This is a genomic window from Nonomuraea monospora, assembly GCF_039531895.1.
Lineage (GTDB): Bacteria > Actinomycetota > Actinomycetes > Streptosporangiales > Streptosporangiaceae > Nonomuraea > Nonomuraea monospora.
Genome location: NZ_BAAAQX010000004.1, coordinates 320,916 through 345,211 on the forward strand (window position 1 = coordinate 320,916; position 24,296 = coordinate 345,211).

Annotated in this window: 24 protein-coding genes; 7 read left to right on the top strand and 17 right to left on the bottom strand. The window is 71.5% G+C overall.

Annotated features, from left to right (window positions below; translation table 11 throughout):
* Positions 1-5: 5 nt before the first annotated feature.
* The 14 genes from ABD331_RS10405 to ABD331_RS10470 are packed head-to-tail and all read right to left on the bottom strand — an operon-like array spanning position 6 to position 13,027.
* Positions 6-1,289 carry an MFS transporter gene (locus ABD331_RS10405; RefSeq protein WP_344473051.1) on the bottom strand — a complete coding sequence of 428 codons (1,284 nt, stop codon included), beginning with the start codon at positions 1,287-1,289 and terminating at the stop codon, positions 6-8.
* A complete protein-coding gene (locus ABD331_RS10410) occupies positions 1,286-2,557 on the bottom strand; it encodes an ATP-grasp domain-containing protein (RefSeq protein ID WP_344473053.1) in 1,272 nt (423 codons plus the stop codon). The genes ABD331_RS10405 and ABD331_RS10410 overlap by 4 nt, the downstream gene beginning before the upstream one ends.
* A complete protein-coding gene (locus tag ABD331_RS10415) occupies positions 2,554-3,105 on the bottom strand; it encodes a cupin domain-containing protein (RefSeq protein WP_344473055.1) in 552 nt (183 codons plus the stop codon). Before ABD331_RS10415 ends, ABD331_RS10410 begins: the two co-directional genes overlap by 4 nt.
* A complete protein-coding gene (locus tag ABD331_RS10420; protein ID WP_344473057.1) occupies positions 3,105-4,043 on the bottom strand; it encodes a hypothetical protein in 939 nt (312 codons plus the stop codon). The genes ABD331_RS10415 and ABD331_RS10420 overlap by 1 nt, the downstream gene beginning before the upstream one ends.
* Positions 4,044-4,047: 4 nt before the next feature.
* The gene (locus tag ABD331_RS10425) at positions 4,048-4,503 is read right to left on the bottom strand and encodes a GNAT family N-acetyltransferase (RefSeq protein WP_344473059.1); all 456 of its coding nucleotides are present in this window, start codon (positions 4,501-4,503) and stop codon (positions 4,048-4,050) included.
* Positions 4,500-5,405, bottom strand: coding sequence for a beta-ketoacyl-[acyl-carrier-protein] synthase family protein (locus tag ABD331_RS10430; protein ID WP_344473060.1), 906 nt, complete (start codon positions 5,403-5,405; stop codon positions 4,500-4,502). The genes ABD331_RS10425 and ABD331_RS10430 overlap by 4 nt, the downstream gene beginning before the upstream one ends.
* Positions 5,406-5,684: a hypothetical protein gene (locus tag ABD331_RS10435; RefSeq protein WP_344473062.1), complete on the bottom strand. Its 279-nt coding sequence runs from the start codon at positions 5,682-5,684 to the stop codon at positions 5,406-5,408. It lies immediately after the preceding gene.
* Entirely contained in the window at positions 5,677-6,588 is a 912-nt protein-coding gene (locus ABD331_RS10440) for a chlorinating enzyme (RefSeq protein ID WP_344473064.1), read from the bottom strand. The genes ABD331_RS10435 and ABD331_RS10440 overlap by 8 nt, the downstream gene beginning before the upstream one ends.
* Positions 6,585-7,508 carry an amidohydrolase family protein gene (locus tag ABD331_RS10445; RefSeq protein ID WP_344473066.1) on the bottom strand — a complete coding sequence of 308 codons (924 nt, stop codon included), beginning with the start codon at positions 7,506-7,508 and terminating at the stop codon, positions 6,585-6,587. The genes ABD331_RS10440 and ABD331_RS10445 overlap by 4 nt, the downstream gene beginning before the upstream one ends.
* On the bottom strand, positions 7,505-7,735 hold the full coding sequence (locus tag ABD331_RS10450; RefSeq protein WP_187414249.1) for an acyl carrier protein: 231 nt from the start codon (positions 7,733-7,735) through the stop codon (positions 7,505-7,507). The genes ABD331_RS10445 and ABD331_RS10450 overlap by 4 nt, the downstream gene beginning before the upstream one ends.
* The gene (locus ABD331_RS10455) at positions 7,732-9,234 is read right to left on the bottom strand and encodes an AMP-binding protein (RefSeq protein ID WP_344473069.1); all 1,503 of its coding nucleotides are present in this window, start codon (positions 9,232-9,234) and stop codon (positions 7,732-7,734) included. Before ABD331_RS10455 ends, ABD331_RS10450 begins: the two co-directional genes overlap by 4 nt.
* Positions 9,224-10,594 (bottom strand): hypothetical protein, encoded by a 1,371-nt coding sequence (locus ABD331_RS10460; protein ID WP_344473071.1) that lies wholly within the window; start codon positions 10,592-10,594, stop codon positions 9,224-9,226. Before ABD331_RS10460 ends, ABD331_RS10455 begins: the two co-directional genes overlap by 11 nt.
* A complete protein-coding gene (locus ABD331_RS10465; RefSeq protein ID WP_344473073.1) occupies positions 10,591-12,189 on the bottom strand; it encodes a GMC family oxidoreductase in 1,599 nt (532 codons plus the stop codon). Before ABD331_RS10465 ends, ABD331_RS10460 begins: the two co-directional genes overlap by 4 nt.
* A 1-nt stretch (position 12,190) precedes the next feature.
* Complete coding sequence (locus ABD331_RS10470) at positions 12,191-13,027, bottom strand: TauD/TfdA dioxygenase family protein (RefSeq protein WP_344473075.1); 837 nt, start codon at positions 13,025-13,027, stop codon at positions 12,191-12,193.
* Between the two features lie 363 nt (positions 13,028-13,390).
* Here ABD331_RS10470 and ABD331_RS10475 point away from each other — a divergent pair, with 363 nt between their 5' ends.
* The 6 genes from ABD331_RS10475 to ABD331_RS10500 all read left to right on the top strand — a co-directional run bounded on the left by ABD331_RS10475 (position 13,391) and on the right by ABD331_RS10500 (position 21,574).
* The gene (locus ABD331_RS10475; RefSeq protein ID WP_344473077.1) at positions 13,391-14,086 is read left to right on the top strand and encodes a class I SAM-dependent methyltransferase; all 696 of its coding nucleotides are present in this window, start codon (positions 13,391-13,393) and stop codon (positions 14,084-14,086) included.
* A gap of 21 nt (positions 14,087-14,107) precedes the next feature.
* Positions 14,108-15,349, top strand: coding sequence for a diaminopimelate decarboxylase (locus ABD331_RS10480; protein WP_344473078.1), 1,242 nt, complete (start codon positions 14,108-14,110; stop codon positions 15,347-15,349).
* A 2-nt stretch (positions 15,350-15,351) separates the two neighbouring features.
* Positions 15,352-16,170 (top strand): 2,3,4,5-tetrahydropyridine-2,6-dicarboxylate N-succinyltransferase, encoded by an 819-nt coding sequence (locus ABD331_RS10485; protein WP_344473079.1) that lies wholly within the window; start codon positions 15,352-15,354, stop codon positions 16,168-16,170.
* Positions 16,171-16,254: 84 nt separating this feature from the next.
* Positions 16,255-17,454: an aminotransferase class I/II-fold pyridoxal phosphate-dependent enzyme gene (locus ABD331_RS10490; protein ID WP_344473081.1), complete on the top strand. Its 1,200-nt coding sequence runs from the start codon at positions 16,255-16,257 to the stop codon at positions 17,452-17,454.
* A complete protein-coding gene (asnB, locus tag ABD331_RS10495) occupies positions 17,451-19,262 on the top strand; it encodes an asparagine synthase (glutamine-hydrolyzing) (RefSeq protein WP_344473083.1) in 1,812 nt (603 codons plus the stop codon). The genes ABD331_RS10490 and asnB overlap by 4 nt, the downstream gene beginning before the upstream one ends.
* Positions 19,263-19,267: 5 nt before the next feature.
* Positions 19,268-21,574, top strand: coding sequence for a polysaccharide lyase 8 family protein (locus ABD331_RS10500; RefSeq protein ID WP_344473085.1), 2,307 nt, complete (start codon positions 19,268-19,270; stop codon positions 21,572-21,574).
* A 66-nt stretch (positions 21,575-21,640) separates the two neighbouring features.
* Here ABD331_RS10500 and ABD331_RS10505 read toward each other — a convergent pair whose 3' ends face one another.
* From ABD331_RS10505 to ABD331_RS10515, 3 genes are read right to left on the bottom strand one after another with little or no spacing between them, the layout of a single operon-like run.
* A complete protein-coding gene (locus ABD331_RS10505; protein ID WP_344473087.1) occupies positions 21,641-22,327 on the bottom strand; it encodes a hypothetical protein in 687 nt (228 codons plus the stop codon).
* Positions 22,328-22,332: 5 nt separating this feature from the next.
* Positions 22,333-23,457, bottom strand: coding sequence for a WXG100-like domain-containing protein (locus ABD331_RS10510; RefSeq protein ID WP_344473089.1), 1,125 nt, complete (start codon positions 23,455-23,457; stop codon positions 22,333-22,335).
* Positions 23,448-23,765, bottom strand: a complete 318-nt coding sequence (locus ABD331_RS10515; protein WP_344473091.1) for a hypothetical protein — start codon at positions 23,763-23,765, stop codon at positions 23,448-23,450. The genes ABD331_RS10510 and ABD331_RS10515 overlap by 10 nt, the downstream gene beginning before the upstream one ends.
* Positions 23,766-23,903: 138 nt before the next feature.
* Here ABD331_RS10515 and ABD331_RS10520 point away from each other — a divergent pair, with 138 nt between their 5' ends.
* A complete protein-coding gene (locus ABD331_RS10520; protein WP_344473094.1) occupies positions 23,904-24,293 on the top strand; it encodes a YbaB/EbfC family nucleoid-associated protein in 390 nt (129 codons plus the stop codon).
* Positions 24,294-24,296 lie beyond the last annotated feature (3 nt).

The window sequence follows — 24,296 nt, forward strand, 5'->3', positions numbered from 1 at the left end:
TCTGATCAACGCACGACGGGATCCCGGACGCCCGCCCGCATCCCCAGGCAGGCGAGCACCCCGAGCCCCGCGCACATGACCCACACCGCACCCCCCACGTACTGGAACAACGCCGTCCCGATGCTCGGCCCGACCGCCCAGCCCGCCGTCTGGCAGGTGGACAGCGCGCCGATGTAGCGGCTGCGCAGGGCGGGGGTCGGGGCGGCCAGGGCCGGGTAGGCGCCGATGGACGGGGCGCTGATGATCTCGCCGAGGGTCCAGACGACGGCGCCCACGACGAAGATCCACGGGCCGAAGGGCAGGCCGAACAGGCCGAGGCCGACGCCGAGGAGGAGGCAGCCGGCGGCGACGGTGGCGCGCATGGAGAAGCGCTGGATGAGCGTGGTCAGGGGCAGCTCGACGAAGATGACGAGCGCGCCGTTGAGGGCCACGACGGCGCCGTAGAGTGCGGTCGGGTAGCCGCGTTGCTGCACTTCGAGCGGGAGCGTCGACTGGTACTGGACCTCGGCGACCGCGGTGATGAACATGCCGGCGAGGAAGAGCAGGAACCGGCGGTCGCGCAGGAGGTCGCGGTAGCGGGCGGTGTCCTCGGCGGCCGGGGCGTCCTCCGTGGGGCGGTGGCGGGGGGCGGGCGGGATGACGAGCAGCACGACGACGGCGAAGAGCAGGCTGACGACGGCGTTGACGACGAAGACCACCTGGTAGGAGTACGCGGCGGCGAGCCACACGCCGAGCAGCGGGCCGATGGCGGCGCCGAGGTTGAGGCCGAAGCGGCTGGCGGCCGAGGCCATCACGAGCCGCTGCGGCGGGGTCAGCTCGGCGAGCATGGTGGAGGCGGCCGGGCGGTACATCTGGCCGAGCGCGCCCGCGACGGAGCTGATGGCCAGGAGCGGGACGATCGCCGTGACGGCGGCGAGCGCGGCGGTGGCGACGCTGCACAGCAGCATCGACCAGATGATCACCGTGCGGGCGCCGAACCGGCCCGTCGCGCTGCCGCTGACGAACGTCCCGACGATGGAGCCGGCGCCGAAGCCGGTGAGGACGAGGCCCGCCTGTGCCGGGCTGTAGCCGATGCCGGTCAGGTAGAGGACGAGGAAGAGGGCGACGAAGCTGCCCATGCGGTTGAGCGCGATGCCGAACAGGAGGACGATCGCCGAGCGCGGCAGCTCGCGCAGCGTGCGCAGCACCCCGGCGGGAGCCTCGTCGGCGGGCGTCCCGTTGGCAGGCGTCGTGTCGGGGGAAGCAGGAGCGCCGTCGGTGGGTGTTCCCTCGTCTGACGGGGCCGTCATGCGGGGCTCCAGGCGCAGCGTAACGCCGCCAGCGATCGGTCGAGCGCGGCGGACACCTCCTCGCGACCGGCCGCCGTGGCGGTGGCGAACGCGACCCGCCCCTCCATGAGGTCCTTGTGCGGCAGCAGGACGACCTCACCCGGCCCGACGAGCGGAACGGCGAGATCGGCCTCCGGCGGCAGCTCGGAAGCGGAGAAGGCGATCTCCTCGATCCGGGTCTCGTGCCACGGCGGGTAGGCGAACCTGATGCCCGAGCACAGCGCCCGCGTCCGCGTCAGATCGGGCGCGTCGCCGCACGACACCGCGGCGAGGGCCAGGCCGGGGTCCACGCCGGAGGCGCAGTGGCACAGGTACGACAGCAGGTCGCCGCCGAGCCGCCCGTTGATCTCGATCAGCTTCGGCCCCTCGCCGGTGAGCTTGAACTCGGTGTGCGTGGCCCCGGTCGAGTAGCCGATGGCCGCGTGGACCTGGTCGAGGAAGGCGACGATCGCGGGGTCGCCGAGCAGCGGGTCGTCCGCGTTCGTCCAGTGGCCGGTCTCCTCGAAGTACGGCGCGTAGCCCATCTCCTTGTGGGAGACGAAGACGGGCGTGACCCGCCCGTCCTGTACGACGCAGTCCACGGCGACCTCCGGCCCCGTCAGGTACTCCTCGATCAGGACGAAACGGTCGGCGGACGGCAGGCCGGCGGCGGGGAGGCGGTGCGCGGGAGCGAAGTGGTCGGCCAGCTCGTCGCCGTCGCGGACCAGCGCGACGGCCTGGCTGGCGACCCCCGCCCTGGGCTTGACGACGACCGGGTAGCCGAACTTGTCGGCGACGGCACGCGCCTCGGCCACGTCCCCGACCAGCACGGACTGCGGCTGAGGCACGCCGTACTGTCCGGCGGCGTGCGTGGAGCGCGTGACCTGCTGGTCGGCGAAGTGGGCGGCGAGCGCGGCGCGGGTGGCGTGCTTGTCGCGGCAGGCGCGGGCCGCATCCGGGCCCGCGCCAGGCAGGCCGACGGCCGCGGCGGCGAGCGCGGCGTCCACCACGTGGTCCTCGGCCCAGGTCATCACCCCGTCGGCGGCCACCCGCCCGACGACCTCGCGGACGGCGGCGACGATGCCGCCGGTCGTCATGCCGGGGACGACGGTGGCGGAGGCGATGTACGGCGCCTCCCACTCGACCGGCCTGCCGATGACGAGGTGCACCTCGTAACGCTCGCCGATCTGACGCAGCATGAACTCCCGGTACAGGCGCGGCCCAGTAGCCACGACCACGAGCCGCCTCACGACGCCCGCTCGGCGCCGATGCCGACGAACGCCATCAGCGCGGGCGTCGCGGCGCGGTTGTGCCAGGCGTGCCGGGTGCCCTGCTGGACGACGCACGCGCCGGGCGTGAGCCGCACCTCGTCGCCGGAGTCGAGCTCCAGCCACAGCTCGCCTTCGAGGCAGATGCCGTAGTCGAGGGTGTCGGTGGTGTGCATGCCCGAGGTGTCGCCCGGCTCGAAGACGTCCATCAGGCCCGGCAGCCGCTCCTCGACCTCGGCGTCGATCTCGGCCCGCTCCTCCTCGGTAGAGGGCGGCGGCACCGACGAGGCGGGAGGGAAGCGGACGAGCAGGAGCCGGGTCCCGCCGGCGCCCGCGAAGAACGGCAGCGTGACCGGCGGGGCCGCCTTGGGGCCGACGGTCGCGCCGCCGTCGGGGCTGCCCCACATCAGGTACATCTCCTGGCCGGGCAGCGCGCGGGCGGTGATCGGCGTGACGAGCGTGTCGCCGACGACGACCGCCGCGCCGTCCGGGCGGAACCCGGTCACGACGAGGCGTGGGTCGATGGCCATCAGATTCCTCCTCGTTCGCGCAGCAGCTTGAGCGTGCCCTCCTCCGCCGCGCGCAGGTCCGCGCAGGCGGCGGCCACGCGGACGGCGTCCACCTGGCCGAGGGCCTTGCCGATCATCAACTGGTTCCTGATGTCCCTGCACCGCCCGACGAGGTCGGCGAGCGCGGGCTCGGCGTCCGCGTACGCGGGTTGCCGCGCCGCGAACGCGCGCAGGCAGGCCCGCGACCCCTCGTAGACGGAGAAGGCGTCGTAGAGCAGGGCGATGGTGCGGGCGGGGGCGATCCACGGGGTGGCCAGGAGGTCGGCCACCCCGTCCAGCAGCGCGTACGTGTCGTCGTGGGCGCGCAGCACCTCCGTGAACGCCGCCGCGGAGCCGGTCACGGCGGCCTGCACGTCGTACGGCCCGGCCGGGAACCAGCTCACGTGCCGCAGCTTGCCGTTGTCGTAGGCGGCGGCGATGACGTCCTCGGGGTAGGCGTACCGGCACAGCACGCTCGCCCGGTTGTCGTCGAGTATCGACCAGTTCCCGTCCGCGTAGGAGGTGAGCGTGATGGTGTGCACGACGTGGTCGGTGCGGTATTCGGGGGTGTGCGGCAGGTAGTAGACGTCCACGAACAGGATGACGTACCCGGCGCGGCGGACGGTGTCGGCGATGAGGTCGCGTGCTTGCGCGTAGGTGTCGAACGGCAGGTACTGCCTGGCGACGCCGACGCGGGCGAGGTTGTCGGGGTCGAGGAGGGCGCTCTGGAAGTCGTACTTCGGGCGGCCGATGCGGATGACCTGGTCGGCGATGTCGTCGCCGGCGACCAGGCAGGGGGAGAAGGCCAGCGGCAGGTCGGGCACCCGCTCGGCGAGCATGACCATGGCCTGCCGCTGGTAGCAGTTGAGGAACGACCGGTCGTACAACTGCTGGTCGTAGCCGTAGACGTCGTCCTTCATGGCGTCAGATCGCCCTGGTCATGAAGGCGCTGTGCGGGTCGGGGCCGTAGCCGGCGAACGGGCCGCAGGGCTCGAAGCCGAACTTCTCGTACAGGTTCCTGGCCCGCGCGAAGTGCTCGGTCGAGCCGGTCTCCAGGCTGAGCCGGGTCAGGCCCATGGCCTTGGCCTCCGCCAGCATGTGGGTGAGGAGCTGGGCGGCGATGCCGTCGCGGCGCCGCTCGTAGGCGGTGCGCATGGACTTGATCTCGCCGTGCGTGCCTTCGATGCGCTTGATCGCGCCGCAGCCGACGAGCTGGTCGCCGTCGTAGACCGACCAGAACGTGACCTCGGGGACGCGCAGCGCGTCGAGGTCGAGCGCGTAGACGCTGCCCGGCGGGGTGATGGCGCGCATCTCCTCCAGGTGCTCCTCCAGGAACGCGGCGATCTCCGGCCCGCGCAGGTCGTCGACCACGATCTTCATGTACTCGCCTCCAGTAGTGCGCACGCGAAGAAGCCGGGGGCGGAGGCCTGCGCCAGGTAGAGCGCGCCCCGCTCCAGGCCTGTCTTGTCGGTGTAGTCCATCAGATTGATCAGCCAGTCGGCATTGCCGCAGTGCCCGTACCTGGTCATCGGCTCCTGGAAGTGCAGCAGCCCGCGGGCCTGCCCGGCGGCCATCGCGTTGAAGCCGGCGATGGGCGTGTACAGGCTGGAGGTGAAGATCTTCGTGACGTCTGCGGGCGCGCGGCCCGCCTGCCCGTACGCCCGGTCGAGCGCGGCGCGGGCGACGGCCTGCCTGGACGCGAACGTGTCCTGCCCGACCATGCCGGAGAAGTCGGCGGCCAGCCCGGTGCCGGCGAGGGTGAGGCCGCCGTGGTCGCGGCTGATCAGGCAGCCGGCCACGGCGTCGCCGAACAGCGCGAAGGACTTCACCCGGTCGCGGTCGTCCGGGGTGCGGTCCAGCGCCACCAGGACGACGTTCCGCGCGCCGGCGGCGGCCAGGTCCCAGCCGTACCGCAGGGCCTCGATGGAGCTGCAGCACTGCTGGAGCGACACGACGGCGGGCACGCACGCGGTCAGCCCGGCGGCGCGCATGACCTCGACGGCGACGTCCCTGCCGAGCAGGCCGAGCGCGCCGTCGGAGGTGGCGAGCACGAGGCGGTCCACCTCGGCGGGCCTGACCCCGTGCGCGCTCAGCACCTTGGCCACGCAGTCGGCGACGTACGGCACGAGCGGCCCGGTCATCTTCCGGTACGTGCCGGTGCCCATCGCGGAGAACGCGGTGTCCGGCGACACCGCGCGCCACAGGTCGTCGAAGCCGGGAATGTCCTCAGGCCGGCCCTCGACGTCGCCGGCCACGTACGCGAAGGACGAGATGCCGCTCACTCAGACCTCGGCCGGCGCGCACGCGTCGATCTCGTCGAGCACCTTCAAAATGCCGTCCACGTCGTCGAGCAGCGGCACCCACTCGGGGCGCAGCGCGATCTTCCCGCTGGCCTTCTCCTCGATGTAGCTGTTGACCAGGATGAGGATGTTGAGCGAGCTGATCCCGAGCTCGGCGCGCGACATGCCGGGCGCGACGTCGTCGTAGGTGAGCGGGGGCGCCATCGGCTGGGTGCCGAGGAAGTCGACGAAGTTCCTCAGCCGGTCGTCGAGGTCAGGCATCGGCGGCCACCCGCTTGAAGGCGAAGCCGTTGAGGTTCTCGGTGTAGATGCGGTTGTAGCCGTACTTGTCCTCGCCGGAGACCAGGACGCAGCCGTGGTAGTCGAGGCTGATCTCGTCGCCGAACTCGACCAGCCGGTCCACGTGCTCGTACACCTTGGTCTGCGGGATGACGTAGCGGGAGGCGTAGCCGAGCCGGGTCTGGTCGCTGACGTTGGGCAGCGAGCCGTGCACGCACTTCTCGACGAACAGCACGAACTGCCCCGGCTCCATCTCCATCTCCACGACGTCGTCCTTCTCCGGGTCCCAGTCGGGGTCGAGCTGCAGCTCGGAGTAGTCGTAGCCGAAGAAGTCGGTCTTGCGTTCCGGGTTCTTGGTGAGCCGCTTGGCCTCGTCGTAGAACCAGCGTTTCTGGCTGCCGCGGATGAAGCGCAGGCAGCCGTTCTCGCGCCTGGCCGGGGAGAAGGCGGTCCAGACGCTGACGTCCTGGAGCACCTCGTCGTCGTCGCGGTCGTAGGCGAAGCTGAGCGACGGCGTGGCGGCGGTGGTGGTCTCGCCGACGATGTACTTCTCCACCTGGTGCCAGCCGGTGCCCGCGCTGCCGGGCGGCTTCTGGAAGATGTTGGACTTCCAGCAGATGATGTCCTCGCCGAGGAGCGAGCGCAGCTTGTTGACGATCTCCGGCCGCGAGATGTGCTCGGAGAGGGTGTCGCAGTCGAGGTGCCGGTCGTAGTTGATGATCGTCGAGTTGTGCGGCTTGTTCTTCGACAGCGCCATCTCGATCATGGCCTTGCTCCAGATCTGCTGAGCCTCGCCGGGCTCGTAGAGATCGAAGGGGCCAACGTAGCCGTTGTCCTTGAAGAACTGGATCTGCTCGGCGGTGAGGCCGTCGGTCAATGAGGTCATTCGCCTGTGCCCTTCTTGTCGAGGAGCCGTTGTGCGTTCTTCCACATGAAAAGCTCGCGGTCGGCCTGCGGCATCTCGGCCGGGAAGGCCCCTTCCGCCGTGAGCCGTTCCACGAAGTTGGTCTGCTTGCCCTGCAGCCGGAAGATCGGCCAGTCGGTGCCGAACAGCACCTTGTGGTTGATGTTGCGGCGGAAGAACCGGTTGAGCCCGGCCACGCCGTCGGGCGCCTCGTAGCCGCTGGCGTCGATGTAGACGTTCGGCCGGTTGTTGCAGAGCATCGCGCACTCGTCGGGGTAGTGGACGCTGCCGTGCGCGAGCACGAAGTCCACGCCTGGGAAGTCGCGCGCGGGCCGATCCACGTAGATGGGCAGCGCGATCTCGAAGTCGAGCGCCGGGGAGGTGGCGCCGATGTGCGACAGCACCGGCAGCCGGCGTTGCGCGCAGATCTCGTAGAACGGGTAGAGCGCCTTGTCGTCGAGGCGGTAGCCGCACGGCGGGTAGAGCTTCATGCCGTCGAAGCCGTAGTCGACGATGGCCCGCTCGAACAGCGTGATCCCGTCGGCGCCCCAGCGCGGGTCCACGCCGACGAGGACACGGAAGCGGCCGGGGTGCCGGTCCACCACGAGCTTGTGGTGGTCGATGATCTCCTCGATGGAGTGCGTGCCGTCCTTGAGCGTGTAGGTGAAGTCGGGCAGCAGCAGCACGGCCACGTCGATGCCCGCGTCGTCCATCTCCTTGACGAGCTGGTCGCAGAGCGGGTCCTGGAGGGTCGCGTCGTGCATGCGGCGCAGCCGCTCCTTGGTCGCGGGCAGGCCGCGCGCCCGCATGGCGGCGGCCATGTTGTCGATGACGCCGTCGCGGAACGACGGCGGGAAGCACATCTCGGCCGCGACGTGGCAGTGGAAGTCGATGATCGTCATGAGTTCGCCCCCAGGCAGATGCCGACGAGGTCGTGCACGTACTCGGCCTCGATGAACTTCTGGATGTGTCCCATGGCGTCGATGCCGGTCTGCTCCTCCAGCACGAACACGATGCTCATGAGCCCGATCGAGTCGACGCCGAGGTCGTTCCTGAGACTCATGGACGGCGCCACGTCCCTGCCGGGCAGGACGCTGGCGATGATCTGGCAGAGCGCCTCCTCGGTCACCTGTCGCCACTCCTCCACACGGCGCGGGTCACCGCGCCTCGGTCGATCTTGAAGTTCCTGGTCAGCAGGCCGCTCTCCACGGTCAGCTCCGCCATCGGCCGGACGATGGTCGTCGCGATGCGGTGCGAGGGCTCGTGGCCGGCGTTGAGCCGCTGGACGGCCTCCTCGGCCTCGGCCGCCCGGCCCAGGTCCTCGGTCCAGACGACGCAGGCGAGCAGCGCGGCGCCGTCCGGCAGGGCGACCATGGCGCGCACGCCGGGCAGGGCCCGCTCGATGCCGGCCTCCAGCTCGGCCGGGTTGATCTTCACCCCACTCCTGGTGATGATCACGTTCTTCTTGCGGCCGGTCAGCCGCAGGAACCCGTCCTCCATGACGCCGAGGTCGCCGGTGGCGATCCTGCCGTCGGGCAGGAAGACGGCGTCCTGCGTCTCGACGCCCTCGTACACGTAGCCGACGACCTGCGGCCGGTCGGCGCGCACGATCACCTCGCCGTCGTCGCCCAGCTCCACGGCGATGCCGTCCACGGGCGGCCCGGCGGTGCCGGCCCTGGCCCTGCCGGGCACGTTCATGGCGATCCAGCCGATCTCGGTGCTGCCGTACAGCTCGTACAGCGGCGCGCCCAGCTCGTGGAACAGGGCGACCATGGCCGGCGGGACGGGCGCGGACCCGGTGTACATGAGCCGCACCCGCGACCCGTACATCGACAGCCAGCCGCGGCCCTTCTCGACGCGGTCGGCCGGGTCGGCGGCCATCACCCGGTTGTGGAGCAGCTCGAAGAAGGACGGCGGGCCCAGGATGATCGTCGGCTCGACGGCCTTGAACGCCTGGAACATGATCTCCGGCGGCACCACGGTGGCGGCGCAGCCCGTCCAGATGGCCAGGTAGGTGAGGTAGCGCTGCTGGAAGTTGGAGTACGGCATCACGATCGCGAGGTCGTCGTCCGTCGTGACCTGCCACGCGCGGGCCGACAGCTCGACGGTGTTGGCGATGCCGTCGTCGGTGAGCAGCAGGCCCTTCTGCGTCCCGGCGGTCCCCGAGGAGAACGCGATGGTGCGCACGCCGGGCGGCAGCACCGGGGCGTCGGCGTGCCGCACCGGATCCAGCTTGACCGGCCGGTCCGTGAGGACCGCGGTGGCCGGGGGCGGCGCGGCGCCGTCCGGGAGCGGCTGGGTGAGCAGCAGCGCGGCCAGCCGGTACGCGCCCACCAGCCCGCCGATCTGAGCCGCGCCGGAGCGGTTCTCCGCCGGGATGGCGACGGGCACGCAGCCGAGGGCGAGCAGCGCGAGGTCGGCCAGGATCCACTCGTAGGAGTTCGGGCCGAGCACGCCGACCAGGTCGCCCGCGCCGAGCCCGCTGTCGCGCAGCTCGCCCATGAGCTTGACGGCGTCGTCGTGGATCTCGGCGTACGTCTTGACCAGCGTGCCGCCGTCCCTCGACAGGAAGCGCATCCGCTGCCCGGGGTGCTCGGCGAGCCTGTCCACCAGGGAGTCAACGAACATGGAGGTGTTCCTGCACGTACTCGACGGACTGCATGGGCCGGTGGCGCAGCTCCTCGACCAGCGGGGCGAGGGGCCCGGGGTCGGCCGGGCCGTAGGCGGCGTGGAAGGCGAGCGCGGGCGCGGGGTCGGGCAGCAGCAGCACCTCGGCCAGCACGCGGGCCAGCGACCGCAGCCCGGCGATCACCACGTCGGGCTCGCCGGTGAGCACGGGCCCCTCGGGCGTGAGCGCGCCGAGCCTGGTCAGGTAGGACAGTTGCAGGAACATGCCGTCGCTGTCGGGGAACGTGCCGAGGCCGCGGTCCACGTAGCGCAGGCATTCGGCCAGGTAGTACGCGACCACGTCCGCCTTGTCGATCCCGAGCCGCGCGGCCCACACCTCGGCCAGGACGAGCACGCCGAACACGTCGGCGGCCGTCTCCTGGAGCACCCCCACGATCCAGTGGTCGTCCCGCCACAGCGGGTCGAAGTCGGTCGCGGGCCGGTGCACGAAGTGGCCGAACTCGTGGCTGAGCACGCCCAGCACCGGGATGCCCGCGAAGCGATCGGCCGCCGGGTCGAACCCGTCGCCCACCCGCACGTACCGGGCGGACAGCGGCGCGGACACCGCGTCGAGGACGGCCCTGTGGGTGTTGCGGAAGTAGTAGGTCTTCTTGTACGGCGACTCCTTGACCCCTTCGTCCTCCGGCAGGAAGTACGCGATGTGCTTGGGATGCAGATTGCCCTCGCCGGCCATGAAGAACAGCCGGGTCGCGGCGAATGCCGGCAGGTCGCCGAGCCGCAGGTCCACCATGAGCGAGCGCAGGTACGGCTCGACGCGGTCCCGCTCGGCGAGCGCCGCGGCCACGAACTCCTGCCCGGCGTCGTCGCGTCGGCAGGCGAACGCGGTGGGCAGCCCGCCGGGGTCCTTGCCCGACCAGGTGCCGATGTGTCCGGCGACGAGCGTCACGTCCTCGCGCAGCTCCGCCAGCTCGCGCAGGGCCTGGACCGGGTAGCCGTGCTCGACGGCGTCGGCGCGCAGCCGCAGCGCGCGCCGGTCGGCGTCGCGGGGCAGGTGCTTGGCGACGTCCCGCATGGCGGAGGCGACCAGCGCCGGCGTGTGGAAGCGCCGCGCGCCCTCCGGCGCGGGCGCGCCCGGCCTGCCCGCGGGCGCCGCCGCCGCGTCCTTGGCGTGGTGCCACTCGGCGTCCACGGCCGACTTCAGCGTGGCCAGCCCGGCGAGCAGGCCGCCGCCGAGGTCGGGCGTCTCGGCCGCGAGGTCGAGGCAGGCCAGTTGGTAGCCGCCGGACGGCGGCCAGAAGGCGCTGCGCCGGTCGCGGAAGGTCCCGACGGCGGCCCGGTTGCGTGCGTAGTCGAACCTCATGCTTTCTCCAGGGAATCGGCGATCACGAGCGCTGCGCCTTTCTCGCCGATCATCATGCTCGCGGCGTTCGTGTTGCCCGAGACCATGGTCGGCATCACCGAGGCGTCGATCACGCGCAGGCCGGACAGGCCGTGCACGCGCAGCCGGTGGTCGACGACCGCCATCGGGTCGTCGCCCATCCGGCACGTTCCCACCGGGTGGTAGGAGGTGTCGCCGTTCTCCCGCGCGTAGGCGACCAGTTCCTCGTCGGTCCTGACGTCCTTGCCGGGGATCAGCTCGTAGGCCCGGTACGGGTCGAGCGCGGGATCCCCGACGACGCGGCGCGCGATGCGCATCCCGGCGACCAGCCGCGCGCGGTCGGCCTCCGAGTCGAGGAAGCGCGGCCGGATCGCGGGCGGCGCCGCAGGGTCGGCGGAGCGGATGTGGATGGACCCGGCCGACTCGGGCCGCAGCGGGTAGACGCCGAGGGTCATGCCGGGTGAGGTGTCGAGCCGCCGGGTCGCGCCCGCGCCGTAGCTGGCGGGGGCGAAGTGGAACTGCAGGTCCGGCCGCGGCTCGGCGTCGGACGAGCGGACGAACCCGTGCCCGAGCGCGATGGGCAGGCTGAGCAGCCCGCGCCGGCGCGTCAGGTACGTCGCGATCTCGCCGGCCAGCCGCAGCCCGCGCGAGCGCTCGTTGAAGGTGATGGGGCGGCGCACCCGCCAGCGCAGCCGGGTCGCGTAGTGGTCGCGGAAGTTCTCGCCGACGCCGGGCAGGTGGTGCACGACCGGGATCCCGGCGGCGGCGAGCACGTCGGCGGAGCCGATCCCCGACAGTTCGAGGAGCTGCGGCGACTGGACGGCTCCCGCGCTGACGATCACCTCGCGCGCGCAGCCGGCCTGCCAGGAGCGGCCCCGGTGCCGGAATCGCACGCCGACGCAGCGCGTGCCGTCGAACCGCAGCCCGGTGACGTGCGCGTCGGTGAGCACGGTCAGGTTGGGCCGGCGCAGCGCGCGGCGCAGGTACGTCCCGGCGACGGACGAGCGGCGCCCGCGGTCGTGGTTGACCTGGTAGTAGCCGAAGCCCTCCTGGTCGCCTGAGTTGTAGTCGGGGTTCTCGCGGTAGCCGGTCTTCTGCGCGGCCAGCAGGAACGCCTCGCACAGCTCGTCGCGCTCGCGCGGCAGGCCGACGCGGATCAGCCCGTCCCGCCCCCGGCTGGGCCCGGCGATCGCCGTGCTCTCCAGGCTCTTGAAGTACGGCAGCACGCCGGCCCACGACCAGCCGGGATTGCCGAGGCGCTCCCACTCGTCGTAGTCCTCGCGCTGGCCGCGCACGAAGATCATGCCGTTGATCTGGTTGGACCCGCCGAGCAGCCGGCCGCGCGGGATGCGCAGGCTGCGGTCGCCGATCGTCGGGTCGGCGTCGGTCTCGAAGCACCAGTCGTAGGCGGGGTTGCCCATGAGGATGGTCTCGGCGGCCGGGATCGTCAGCAGCGGGCTGCGCCGCCGCGACCCCGACTCCAGCAGGAGCACCCGGGCGCCGGGGTCCTCCGACAGCCGCGACGCGAGCACGCACCCCGCCGCGCCGGCCCCCACGATGATGTAGTCGGCCCGCATCCTAGAGGACCGCCGCGAGGGTGGTCCGGTGCATCAGGCGCCGGTGGTTGACGTGGTCGTAGGGGGTGGCCATGTGCATGGCGCTGCGGTTGTCCCACAGCACGATGTCGCCGGCCCGCCAGCGGTGCCGGTAGGTGAAGCGCGGCATCGTGGCGAACTCCTGGAGGAACGTGATGAGCGGCCGGCTCTCGTCCTCGGGCAGTCCCTCGATCCGCCAGGGCACGTTGCCGCCGACGTAGAGGGCCTTGCGCCCGCTGACGTCGTGCACCTTCACGATCGGGTGCGCGACGTCCACCCACTCCAGGCGTTCCCGCTCGGTGGGCGGCGGCCGGTCCGGGTAGTTGTAGGGCCGGGACTGCACCCGGCTGATGATGACCTTGAGATCGGCGATCCGGTCCTTGACGTGGTCCGGCAGCGCGTCGTAGGCGGCGTACATGTTGCCGTACCACGTGTCGCCGCCGACGGGCGGCACCTCGCGGGCGTACAACATGGATCCCGCCGGCGGGTCGCTGAGGTACGCGCCGTCGCTGTGCCACACCCGCCCGCTGTACGCCGAGCCGATCGGCTTGCCGTCGCGGGTCAGGTTCGACAGGACGAGGATCTCGGGGAACTCGTCGGCGTTGAACTGGGACCGCGTGTAGGTGACCACCTCGCCGAATCTGCGGGTGAACTTCACCTGTTCGGCCGGAGTCATTTCCTGGCCGCGGATCAACAGAATGGTCCGGTCGATCCACGCCTGATAGATGCGCTCGAAATCCTGGTCGGAAATATAACCGGTGACGTCGAGGCCGCGAACTTCAGTGCCAATACATTCCGTGATGGGAATCAGTTCGAGCATAGCCGGAACCTCACATGAGCCCGTAGCGGCAATGGCGGGAGCATACGACGTCGCCGGAGCGCGGCGCAAGGAAGGAAGGGCCACTTCCTGCGCCGGAAACGGCCCGACAAACGGCCCTGGTAAGTGTCGTGACAAAAACCCGGACACCCGCCCCGAGCAGGCAGTTAACATGTTACGAACATCGCACACCTCCGGATTAAACAATTTTTGGATCTTGACCGGACCACTAAAAAAGCGGCCTTCCGCCTTCCGCCGGCCGCGTGTTACGCTGCAGCCTCGTGTTCGATGGCCGCAGAAAAACAATGGCGAGATATCCGCCGTACCGGGCACGGCCTCGACACCGCTCGAACCAGGGAGGGAAGAGTGCCGCAATCCAAACCGGAGCTGGCGCGCATTCACGACTATTATTGCCTGCCCCGCCCCGTCGGCTCTGCGTCGCAGAGCATCTATGACATATGGGAGAGCGGGGGCGCGTTCAACGACTCCATCACACCGTCGACCTACGTTCCCGAATACCGTTCGCACATCGTCCTGAAGATCCTCATGCTGACCGCTCCCGACGCGGCCGTGCTGTCGCTCGGCTGCGGCAACGGCTTCGTCGAAGGCGACCTCGCCGGGCTCGGCAGGGACGTGCGAGCCATCGACTGCAACGCCGAAGCCGTCGAGCTGACCAGGAAGAAGGGCGTCGACGCGCGTACCGCCGACTTCTTCGAGCTGGCGCCGGCCGACGCCGCCGACGTGTCGGCCGTCTACGCCGACGGGCTGCTCGGCCACCTCTTCGACGCGACGACGGGGCTCGACCCCGCCCTCGGCAAACTACGCGACCTGCACCTGCCGTCGGGCTCGCACCTGGTCCTGTCCAACGACGCGCCCCGCGACGGCAAGGCCGACTTCGCGATGCACGAGCACGTGGACGGATTCTGGTTCATCGCCAAGGACTATCTGCACAAGGGCCTGATTTCTTTCGGGTTCGAGCCGCTGGAAAGCTATTATTTCCCGTACCAGCGGCCGGTCAGCGGAATGCGTAACCGAACCATCTGCGTCGCCCTCGTGCCATGACGATCGGATCCCGCCGTGCCGATGTCGGCTGAATTCGCCGAGCGGCTGCTGCCGCTGCTCCCCGACCTCGTCGCGAGTTACGACACCCCCTTCCACATCTACGACGCGCGCGGCATCGTGGCCACCCACGAGGCCATGGTCCGCGCATTCGGCAACGCCGCGTACCGGCAGTATTTCGCGGTGAAGGCGTTGCCGAACCCGAATGTCCTGGCGCTGCTGCGGGCCGCAGGCAGTGGTTTCGACTGCTCCTCGGCGGTCGAAGTGCGGCTCGCCCGGGCGGTCGGCGCGCAGGCCGGCGACATCGTATTCACCTCCAACAACACCGCGCTGTCCGAATACCGGCTCGCCCGCGCCGCGGGGGCGTTGATAACTTTCGACGACAGATCTTTCCTGAAGAAGGTCGACGAGCTTCCGGAGACCGTCGCCTTCCGCATCTCACCCAGCGGCCTGACGGCCGGTTGCGCGCTCATGGGCAGCGCGGCGCACAGCAAGTTCGGGGTGCCCGTGCACGAGCTCGCCGGCGCGTACGCCGACGCCGTCGCGCGGGGCGCGCGGCGGTTCGGCATCCACGGCATGACGCTCGCCAACGAGCTCGACACCGGCCGGGCCGCGCGGGCCGCTGCCGACGTCATCAGGACCGGCGCGCGGATCGCCGACGAGGCCGGGATCGAGCTGGCGTACGTGAACGTCGGCGGCGGCCTCGGCATCCCGTACAGGGAGGACGACAAACCCATCGACTTCACCGCGTACGCGGAGGAGATCATCGCCGCCAAGGAGGAGTACTTCGGCGCCGGCGGGCCGCGTATCCTGACCGAGATCGGCCGGTACGTGACCGGCCCGCACGGCGTGCTCGTCAGCCGCGTCATCAACCGCTGCCGCAAGGGCCACGAGATCGCCGGGCTGGACGCGTCGATGTCGTCGCTGATGCGGCCCGCCCTGTACGGCGCCTACCACCACATCTCGCTCCCCTACGCCAAGGGGAGACCGCTGGGCAGGTTCGACGTCGTCGGCGCGCTCTGCGAGAACCTCGACAAGTTCGCCATCGACCGCGAGCTGCCCGAGCCACGCGACGGCGACCTCGCGATCGTCCACGACACCGGCGCCCACGGCCACGCCATGGGCTTCACCTACAACGGCCGCCTGCGGCCCGCCGAGCTGATGCTCACCGACGGCGGCGACGTGGTGGAGATCCGGCGTGCCGAGACCTACGACGACTACACGGCGACCGTCCGCTGGGAAGCGCTGGCTCGAACAGGAGCGTGAACGTGAACAGAGATCTGGTCGAGGCCGCCTTCGAGCGGCGGGAGTCGCTGTCCGGCGGTGACCTGGCGGCGCTGGCGCCGCACGTCGCCGCCGGGCTCGCGGCTCTCGACCGCGGCGAGCTGCGCGCCGCCAGGCCGCAGGGGACGGAGTGGGTGGTCGACACATTCGTCAAGAAGCTCATCCTGCTGTCGTTCCTGATCAACCAGAACGAGGTGGGCGCGGGCGGCCCGCGGCGGCCGAAGAGCTTCGACAAGATCGCGCTCAAGTTCGAGAGCTGGGACGAGCCGACCTTCCGCGACGCCCGCCTGCGGGTGGTGGCGGGCGGCGTCGTCCGCCTCGGCGCGTACGTGGCGCCCGGGGTCGTGCTGATGCCGTGCTTCGTCAACGTCGGCGCCCACATCGGGCCCGGCACGATGATCGACACCTGGGCCACCGTCGGCTCCTGCGCCCAGATCGGGGCGCGCTGCCACATCTCCGGCGGCGCCGGCATCGGCGGCGTCCTGGAACCCCTGGGCGAGCAGCCCGTCATCGTCGAGGACGACGTCTTCGTCGGCGCGCGCTCCGAGATCGCCGAGGGGGTGGTGGTGCGGCGGGGCGCCGTGATCGGCATGGGGGTGTTCCTCGGCAGGTCCACGCCCATCGTCGATCGCGCCACGGGCAAGGTGACCTATGGCGAGGTGCCCGAGAACGCGGTGGTGGTCCCGGGCGCGCGCACCGACCCCACGAATCCCGAAATTTCGGTGTACGCCGCGGTCATCGTCAAGCACGCCGACGACCGCACCCGCGGCAAGACAGCACTGAACGACCTCGTCCGCGACTGACCCCTCCACACCTCTCATGACACTTCTGCGACCGACCCCTCACCTCCCATGACACTTCCGCGACCGACCGACCCCTCACCTCTCATGACACTTCTGCGACCGATGCCGAGCGCGTTCGAGCGGCTGCGCGCCCTCCTGGTGAACGTGCCCGTGCCCGCCGCCCTCACCCCCATCCCGCTGCACCTCGGCGAGGCCCGCCTGGTCACGCCTCCGGTGGACGGCCGGCTCCTCGGCGACGTGGCGGGCTGGACCCGCTACCCGCCGCTCGGCGGCACCCCCGAGCTGCGCGCCGCCTACACGGGCTGGCTCACCCGGCGCTTCGGCGGCCACGTGGCCGTCGCCGTCCGGGACGGGTCCCTGGCGATCGAGCCGTCCCCCGGCACCAAGCAGGCCGTCGCCGCCGCCATCGCCCTGTCCGTCACCGCGCTCGCACCCGCCGTGGTGCTGCCCAACCCGTTCTATCCCACCTACCACGCGGCGACGGAGACGTCCGGCGGGCGGGCCGTCTTCTACGCGCACGCGGAGGAGCTGGCCGCCACCGTGGCGGGACGGCGGGACGTCGGCGCGGTAGTCCTCTGCTCGCCGGGCAACCCGCGCGGCGAGACGCACCCGCCTGAACGGCTGCGGGAGATCGCCGCGGCGGCGCGGGAGGCCGGGGCGCTGCTCGTCGTGGACGAGTGCTACATCGACCTCGTCCACGGCGCGCCCGCGGGCGGCGGGTTCCTGGCGTCCGGGATCGCGAGTGAGGCCGGACGGTTCCTGGTGCTGCACAGCCTGTCCAAACGGTCGGGGATGCCGGGGCTGCGGTCCGGGTTCGTGATCGGGGACCCGGCGAGCGTGGCGGCGTACGCCGGTCACAACCGGGCCTGCGGGGTCTCGACGGCGGAGCCGGTGTGCGCGGTGGCGGCCCGGCTGTGGGCGGACGACGCGCACGTGGCCCGCCTGCGTGCGGCCGTGCGCGCGAACTGGGACGTGGCGGACGAGCTGCTCGGCGACCTGCCCGGCTACCGGCGGGCCGAGGCGGGGTTCTTCCTGTGGCTGCCGGTGCCGGACGACGAGGCGGCGGCGCGGCGGCTGTGGCGCGAGGAGGCGGTCATGACAATGCCGGGCCGCTACCTCGGCGCACCCATCGGCCGCGACGCCACCGCCGCCACCGGTCCGGGAGTCAATCCCGGCGCCGGGCACCTGCGCATCGCCCTCGTCCAGGCGCAGGACCGCACCCGCGAGGCGCTGACCCGGGTGCGGCGGGCGCTCACTACGACTGCATGGGAGCTGACCGGATGAGCGGCGGTCTCGTCGGATGGATCGACCACGAACGCGACCTCACGAAGCACGCGGACGTCGTACGCACGATGACGGACACGATGGCGGACCGCGGCCCCGACGGCGGCGCGCTGCACCTCACCAGGCACGCGGCCCTGGGCCACCGCCACCTCGCCCTCCCCGGCACAGCCGAGGGCCAGCAGCCGGCGGTGTTCCCCGCGCCGGAGGGGGACGGCGTCGCGCTCGCCTACGACGGCGCGATCTACAACCTGGCCGCCGTCCGCCGCTCACTCGGCCTGTCGCCCGCCGCGACCGACACCGACGTGCTGCTGCACGCCTACCTGACGCACGGCGCGGCCTTCGTCACCCACCTGACCGGCGCGTTCGCGCTGGCCGTCTGGGACGGGCGGCAGCGGCGGCTGCTGCTGGCCCGCGACCACCTCGGACTGAAGCCGCTCTACTACCACGCCTACCCGGGCGGAATCCTGTTCGCCTCACTCCCCCGCGGCATCATGGCGAACCCGCTGTTCACCCCGCGCCTCGACCAGTCGCTGATGACGATGGTGCTGCAGCCGCGCCTCACCCTCGCCGGTGAGACGCCGCTGGCCGGGCTGCGCGAGGTCAAGCCCGCGCACGTCGTCACCTACGCCCCCGGCCGAAGCCCGGTCTCGCGGGCGTACTGGCGGCTGACGAGCGAGCCGCACGAGCACACGGCCGCCAGGACCGCCGAGCGCGTGCGGGAGCTGTTCGACGACGCGGTGGCCGGCCAGTTGCCCGCCTCGGGGCCGTGCGGGGCGATGTTGTCCGGCGGCGTGGACTCGACGTCGGTGGCGGCGCTGGCGGCGCGGCTGCTGCCGCACCCGCTCGACACGTACTGCGTGGAGTTCGACAGCGACGAGGAGCACTTCGCGCCGACCGAGCTGCGCCCTGACGTGGACGCGCCGTACGCCGCGGCGGCGGCCCGGTTCATGGGCAGCAGGCACACCACGCTGACGGCGACGATGCCGGACCTGCTCGCGGCGATCCCGGCGACCCGCCGCGCCCGTGACCTGCCCGGGTGGGGGCAGTTCGACGCGTCGATGTACCTGCTGTTCCAGCGGATGCGGCAGGACACGAGGGTGGCGCTGTCCGGGGAGGCGGCGGACGAGTTCTTCGGCGGGTACCCGTACCTGTTCAAGAGCGAGCTGGTCGGGCGCGACGGCTTCCCGTGGCTCGGCGACGGGCCGAGACTCGCCGACTACCTGGTGCCGGAGCTGGCGCGGGACGGCGACGAGAAGGCCCGCTACGCGCAGCTCATGAGCGAGGTGCCGCGCCTGCCGGGCGAGCGGGGGCTGGACGCGCGGATGCGCGAGGTGCTGTATCTCGGGATGGCGGGGCCGCTGGCGGTCGTGCTGGACCGCAAGGAGCGGATGAGCGCGGCGCAGGGGCTGCACGTGCGGCTGCCGTTCTGCGATCACCGGCTCGTGCAGTACGTGTGGAACGTGCCCTGGTCGATGAAGTGCGGGGGCGGGCTGAAGAGCCTGCTCAAGGAGGCGATGGCGGCGATTCTGCCGCCGTCCACGCTGAATCGGCGCAAGAGCGCGTACCCGCACGTCCAGAACCCCGCGCACGATCAGGCGCTGGTGCGTGAGGCGACGTGGATCGTGAACGCGAGCGAGTCGCCGCTGCGGGCCATGTTCGACGCGCCGCGCCTCAACGACCTGCTGAAGCGGATCGGCGCGGGCGAGCTGCGGGCGCAGTTGCCCGGCGGGTCGAGCGGCGCCCAGTTGCTGGTGAACCTGGTCGAGCTGAACGCGTGGGTGCGCGATTATCGGGTGTCCATATCCTAATATGTATGGTGATCAACCCCCCGAGTCGGCGTTCCGCTCTGCTGGGTGCCGCGGCCGTGGCCGGGCTTGCTCTCTGCGAAAGACCAGCCGCCGCGACCGACGCTACGGAAGTCGGGGCCGCTGCGTTCGACGCCGCGCGTGAGCGGTGGGTGCGCCTGCTGGCCGGTGGGGAGTACAACACCGCCTACACCGACCAGACGCAGGCGATCGAGGGGTCGGCCAACGCGGTGCTGCGCAAGCTGAAGCCCACCGCCGGCCGCCCGAGCCTCTGGCCCGACCTGCCGCTCGACGACCCGCGCACCGGCAACTTCAACCGCGCCTACAACCGGATGCGCACGCTGGCGCTGGGCTGGGCCACGCCGGGCACCGCCATGCACGGCGACAGGCAGGTGGCCGAGGTCGCGGCAGGGGCGCTGGACTTCCTGTACGAGCACGCCTACCACGAGGGCTTCGACCCGCGCGGCAGCAACTGGTACTGGTGGGAGATCGGCGTCCCCCGCTCGCTCACCGACACCTGCGCCCTGCTCTACGACGGCCTGCCCAAGGACGGGCTCAAACGCTGGCTGCGCCCGCTGCGCCGCTGGTGCCCCGACCCGGAGCGGCGCGTCAGCCACCCCGGCGTCGTCGAGACCGGCGCGAACCGGGCGGGCAAGGCCATGGCGGTGGCGATGCGCGGCCTGCTCACCCACGACGCCCGCCTGCTCAAGCGGGCCAGGAACGCGGTGTCCGACCTGCTGCGCCCGACCAGGGGGCCGGGCGACGGCTTCTACCGTGACGGGTCGTTCATCCAGCACGACGTCTATCCCTACAACGGCAGCTACGGCGTCGACTACCTGGAGAGCGTCGCCAGGCTGATCGCCATGCTCGCCCGCTCGCCGTGGGAGATCAGCGACGTCGGCGAGGTCTACGACATCGTGGACCGCTCGTTCGTGCCGTTCGTCTTCGACGGGCTGATGATGGACTGCGTGCGCGGCCGGTCCATCTCCCGCCAGGGCCACCGCGACCACCACTCGGGGCAGAAGACGGTCGAGGCCATGCTCAACCTGCTGGAGGCCGCGCCGGAGCGCCACGCGAAGCGCTGGCGTCCGCTGGTGAAGGGCTGGCTCACCCGCAACACGGCCGTCCCGTACGACACGGTCGCGCCGCTGTCGAGCATCGCCAAGGCCAGGGCCCTGCTGGACGACCCGTCGGTGCCGGTCGGCCCGCGCACGACGGGCACCTACGTCTTCGCCGACATGGACCGGGTCGTGCACCGCCGCCCCACCTGGGCCTGCGCGATCGCGATGAGCTCGCGGCGCACCGGCGCGGCCGAGGCGATGAACAGGGAGAACCTGCACGGCTGGTACACCGGCGACGGCATGACCTACCTCTACACGGGCGACCTCACCCACTGGAACGACGACCTGTGGCCGACGATCGACCCGTACCGGCTGCCGGGCACCACGGTGGACGTGCGCAAGCGCGCCAACCTCCAGCACGGGCACCGCCGCCTGCCGCCCACCCCGTGGGCGGGCGGCACGGCCCTGGACGGCGAGTACGGCGTGGCCGCCATGCGGCTGATCGCGGACGGCTCCTCCCTGCGGGCCAAGAAGGCGTGGTTCCTGCTCGACGACGCGGTGATCGCCCTCGGCGCCGGCATCACCGCCTCCGACGGCCGCCGCGTCGAGACCGTCGTGGAGAACCGCAACACCCACGACGGCCATCCCCCGCTGGCCCGGGGCGACCGCTGGATCCACCTGCCAGGCGTGGCCGGCTACGTGCTGCTCGACGGGCCCGCCGCGCAGGTGATCCGCAAGGAGCGCACCGGCCGCTGGTCGGACATCGACAAGGGCGCCACCACCGGCGGCGACGACACCCCAGTGACCAGGCACTACACGACGATCGTGCTCGACCACGGCGTCGATCCGCGCCAGGCGCGCTACGCCTACGCCGTGCTGCCCGACGCCTGCGCCGCGCAGACCGCCGCGTACGGGCTGCGGGTCAGGATTCTGGCCAACTCAGGAACGGTGCAGGCCATCTCGCGTGGCGACCTGCTCGCCGCCGTCTTCTGGCGGGCGGGGCGGGTGGAGACCCCGCACGGGACGCTCGCCGCCGACGGCCCGTGCACGCTGCTGGCCCGCAGGGACGACCGGCGCGTACGGCTCGCGGTGTCCGACCCGTCCAGGACGGCCGACGAGGTGAAGATCACGCTGCCCTGGCCGGTGAAGTCGGTCAAGGAGAAGGACCGCGGCGTGCGCAGGGCCAAGCGGGCGATCAAGGTGGAGGTGGGCGGCAGCCGTGGGCACACCCGCACGGCGGTGGTGGCCATCTGAAACCACCACCTGCGCCGTCGCCACCAGGCATCGGAACCACCGCCTGCGCCGTCGCCGACGGGCGCCCTAGGCGGAGTCGTCGCCGCGCAGCTCGCTCAGCCGCTCCTGGGCGAACGCGCGGATCTCCTCTTCCTCGACCATGACCGCGTGCATCAGGAGGTTCACGTCGCCCTCGCTGGACAGGCTCGCGGCGGCGGCCGTGGCGAACATCCGCGTCACCGGGTCACCCTCTTCGAGCCGGATGACCACGCCGGGCAGATCGGGATCCTCCCCGTCCTGCAGGATCAGCCACTCGGTCAGCTCCTTGAGCTGCCCGGGGGGCAGGCTCGCCGCCCCCGCCTGCAACTGCTCGATCGACGCCTCGGTCAGGAACTCGAGCACCTTCCAGCGGACGGCGCTCTCGGGGTCGTGGCTCAGGCCGATGACCTGGGCGATGACGGGCCCGTCCCGCTCGCCGGCGTTCTCCAGCACCACCTCGATCGCGTCGTAGCGCACGCCGCGGATCGGGCTGGCCAGGAGGGCGGGCACCTCGCCGATCAGCGGCGCGGCCATCCCGGGGATCTCGGACAGCAGCCAGGTCGCCGTCGGCAGGATCCGGTCGTCGCCGCTGTGCAGCAGCCGGGTGAGGTTCTCGACGGGGAAGCCCGCGTACAGCTCGCTCAGCAGGTCGTTGGCCGCGGGGCCCACGAGGTCGCCGTCGCCCGGGTGCGCGAGGATGCGGTCGATCAGCTCCTCGCCCGCTTGTGTCGGCATCGGCCCTACCACCTCCTGTTCTTCTTCTGCTGTTCCCACTCGGCGTCGGTGGGATAGCGGTCGGCGGAGGCCTGTGAGCTGCCGCTGTTGTACGAGCCTCCGCTGGACGACGAGGTGTCGGGCGTGGAGTCGTACTGCCGCCGCCGGATGCTGTCCTGGAGGTCCTTGAGAGCCTTTTCTTCCCTTCTGATCCGCTCGGCGTGCCCGACCTCGTACCCCTTCCTGTTCTCCTCAGCCTTGCGCGCCTTGATGCTCTTCTTCAACATCTCTTCGGCTTTCTTCGCCTCCGCCTCGCTCATGCCCTTGGCGCTGGTGGGCGGGTCGCCGTGGATCCTGCCGTCGTGGCGCGAGCCCTGGTTGGAGTTGCGGGAGAAGAAGCCTCCGCCGCCGCGGCTGCTCCCGCCGCTGCCGCCCCTGCCGCGCCCGTTGCCTCGGTTGTTGTCCCGGTTGTTCCTGCGGCCCATCCGGGCGATGCCGTCCTCGACGGACCGGGGCCCCGACGGGTTGCGCAGGCCGGACGTCCGCACGGGCACGCTTCCGCGCCCGCCGGCCGTGGCCAGGCGCGGCCCGCCGGTGCCGCCCGGGCGGCGCAGGTCGTCCAGGATGCGGCGCATCGGCTCGGTCACCTTGCGGCGCACGATGGGCGCGATCACCTTGCCGGTGCCCTCGCTGCCCTCGCGCAGGATCTTCCTGACCGCCTGGCGCGACGCCATCACCCGGGCCGTGGCGACGGTCGCCCCGACCGCCCCGCCGAACGCCAGCGCCTTGGCCACGCCGACCGCGGTGAACACCGCCTGCGTGCCCGCCGCGACCTTCACCGCCGACACGACGGAGGCGGTGCCGTCCAGGGCCGCGGGCATCACCCGCATGGCCTGGTTCGCCTGGGCGACGTGGCCGCCCTGGGCGCCCGTCTTGTTCCAGGTGCTCTCCATCATGGCGGCGGAGTCGCCACGGTAGACCTGCTGCGCGCCGCGCACCGCCGCGTCGGCGCCGCCCGCCGCCGGGGCCGACACGGCCTGGGCGGTCCGCGCGGCGTTGCCCTCGGCCCTGACGTCGTCCTCGTCGATGTTCGGCCAGGGGCCGAGGAGCTGCATCATCCCGGCCGCCGCCGGGGGGAGCACTACTGCCATGCGCCGGCGTTCTCGACGTACTGGGTGGTCGCGGCCTCGCTGTCGCGGGTGTTCGCGACCACGGCCCGCAGGCTGTCGCCCGTGTCGGTGATCGCGGTGGACAGCCCGGAGAGCGCGGCCATCGACACCGCGCGGCACTCGGCGTACATGCTGGTGAACATGGAGAACAGACCGTCATCCCCGAACGAGGACACGCCGTCGCCGCGGGCTTCGAGCGGTGCCAGCGCGGCGCGATAGTCCTCCCCATGGGTGCTGATGCGGCCGGCCTGCTGCCCCGCCGCCCCCAAGGCGATCTCAAGTCCCGTCATGCCGATGCACCTTATCGTCACAGAACGGTCTCATGACCAGGTTTGTCATTCATGAGAGGGAAATCTCCCTGTCAAGATCGCGAAAAGATCTGTCTAGACTGGGTGGCCGTCCGCTCTCCTGACAACCGGAGGTCCGACATGCGGCCACCCACGCCCGACCACGACGAGGAGTACCTCCTCGACTACTTCGCCCAGGGTCAGCAGGTCATGCGCGACCTGCGGGCGGCCCAGGACGCGATCCGTCAGGTGGAGGGCGTGGCGGCGAGCAAGGACGGGCTGATCGAGGCCGCCGCCGACGGCGAGGGCGGTCTCACCCGGCTGCACATCGACCCGCGGGCGATGCGGCTCGGGGAGTCGGCGCTCGCCCGCGAGGTCGCCGCCGTGCTCCGGGCGGCCCAGGAGGACGCGGCACGCAAGGCGCAGGAGATCGCGGACGCGGCGGAGAGCGCCGCCGCCCTGCCCCAGCCGCTCGACGAGACGTTCGTGCGCGGGCGGGTCGAGCAGGTCGCCCGCGATCTTCTTCAATAGGCT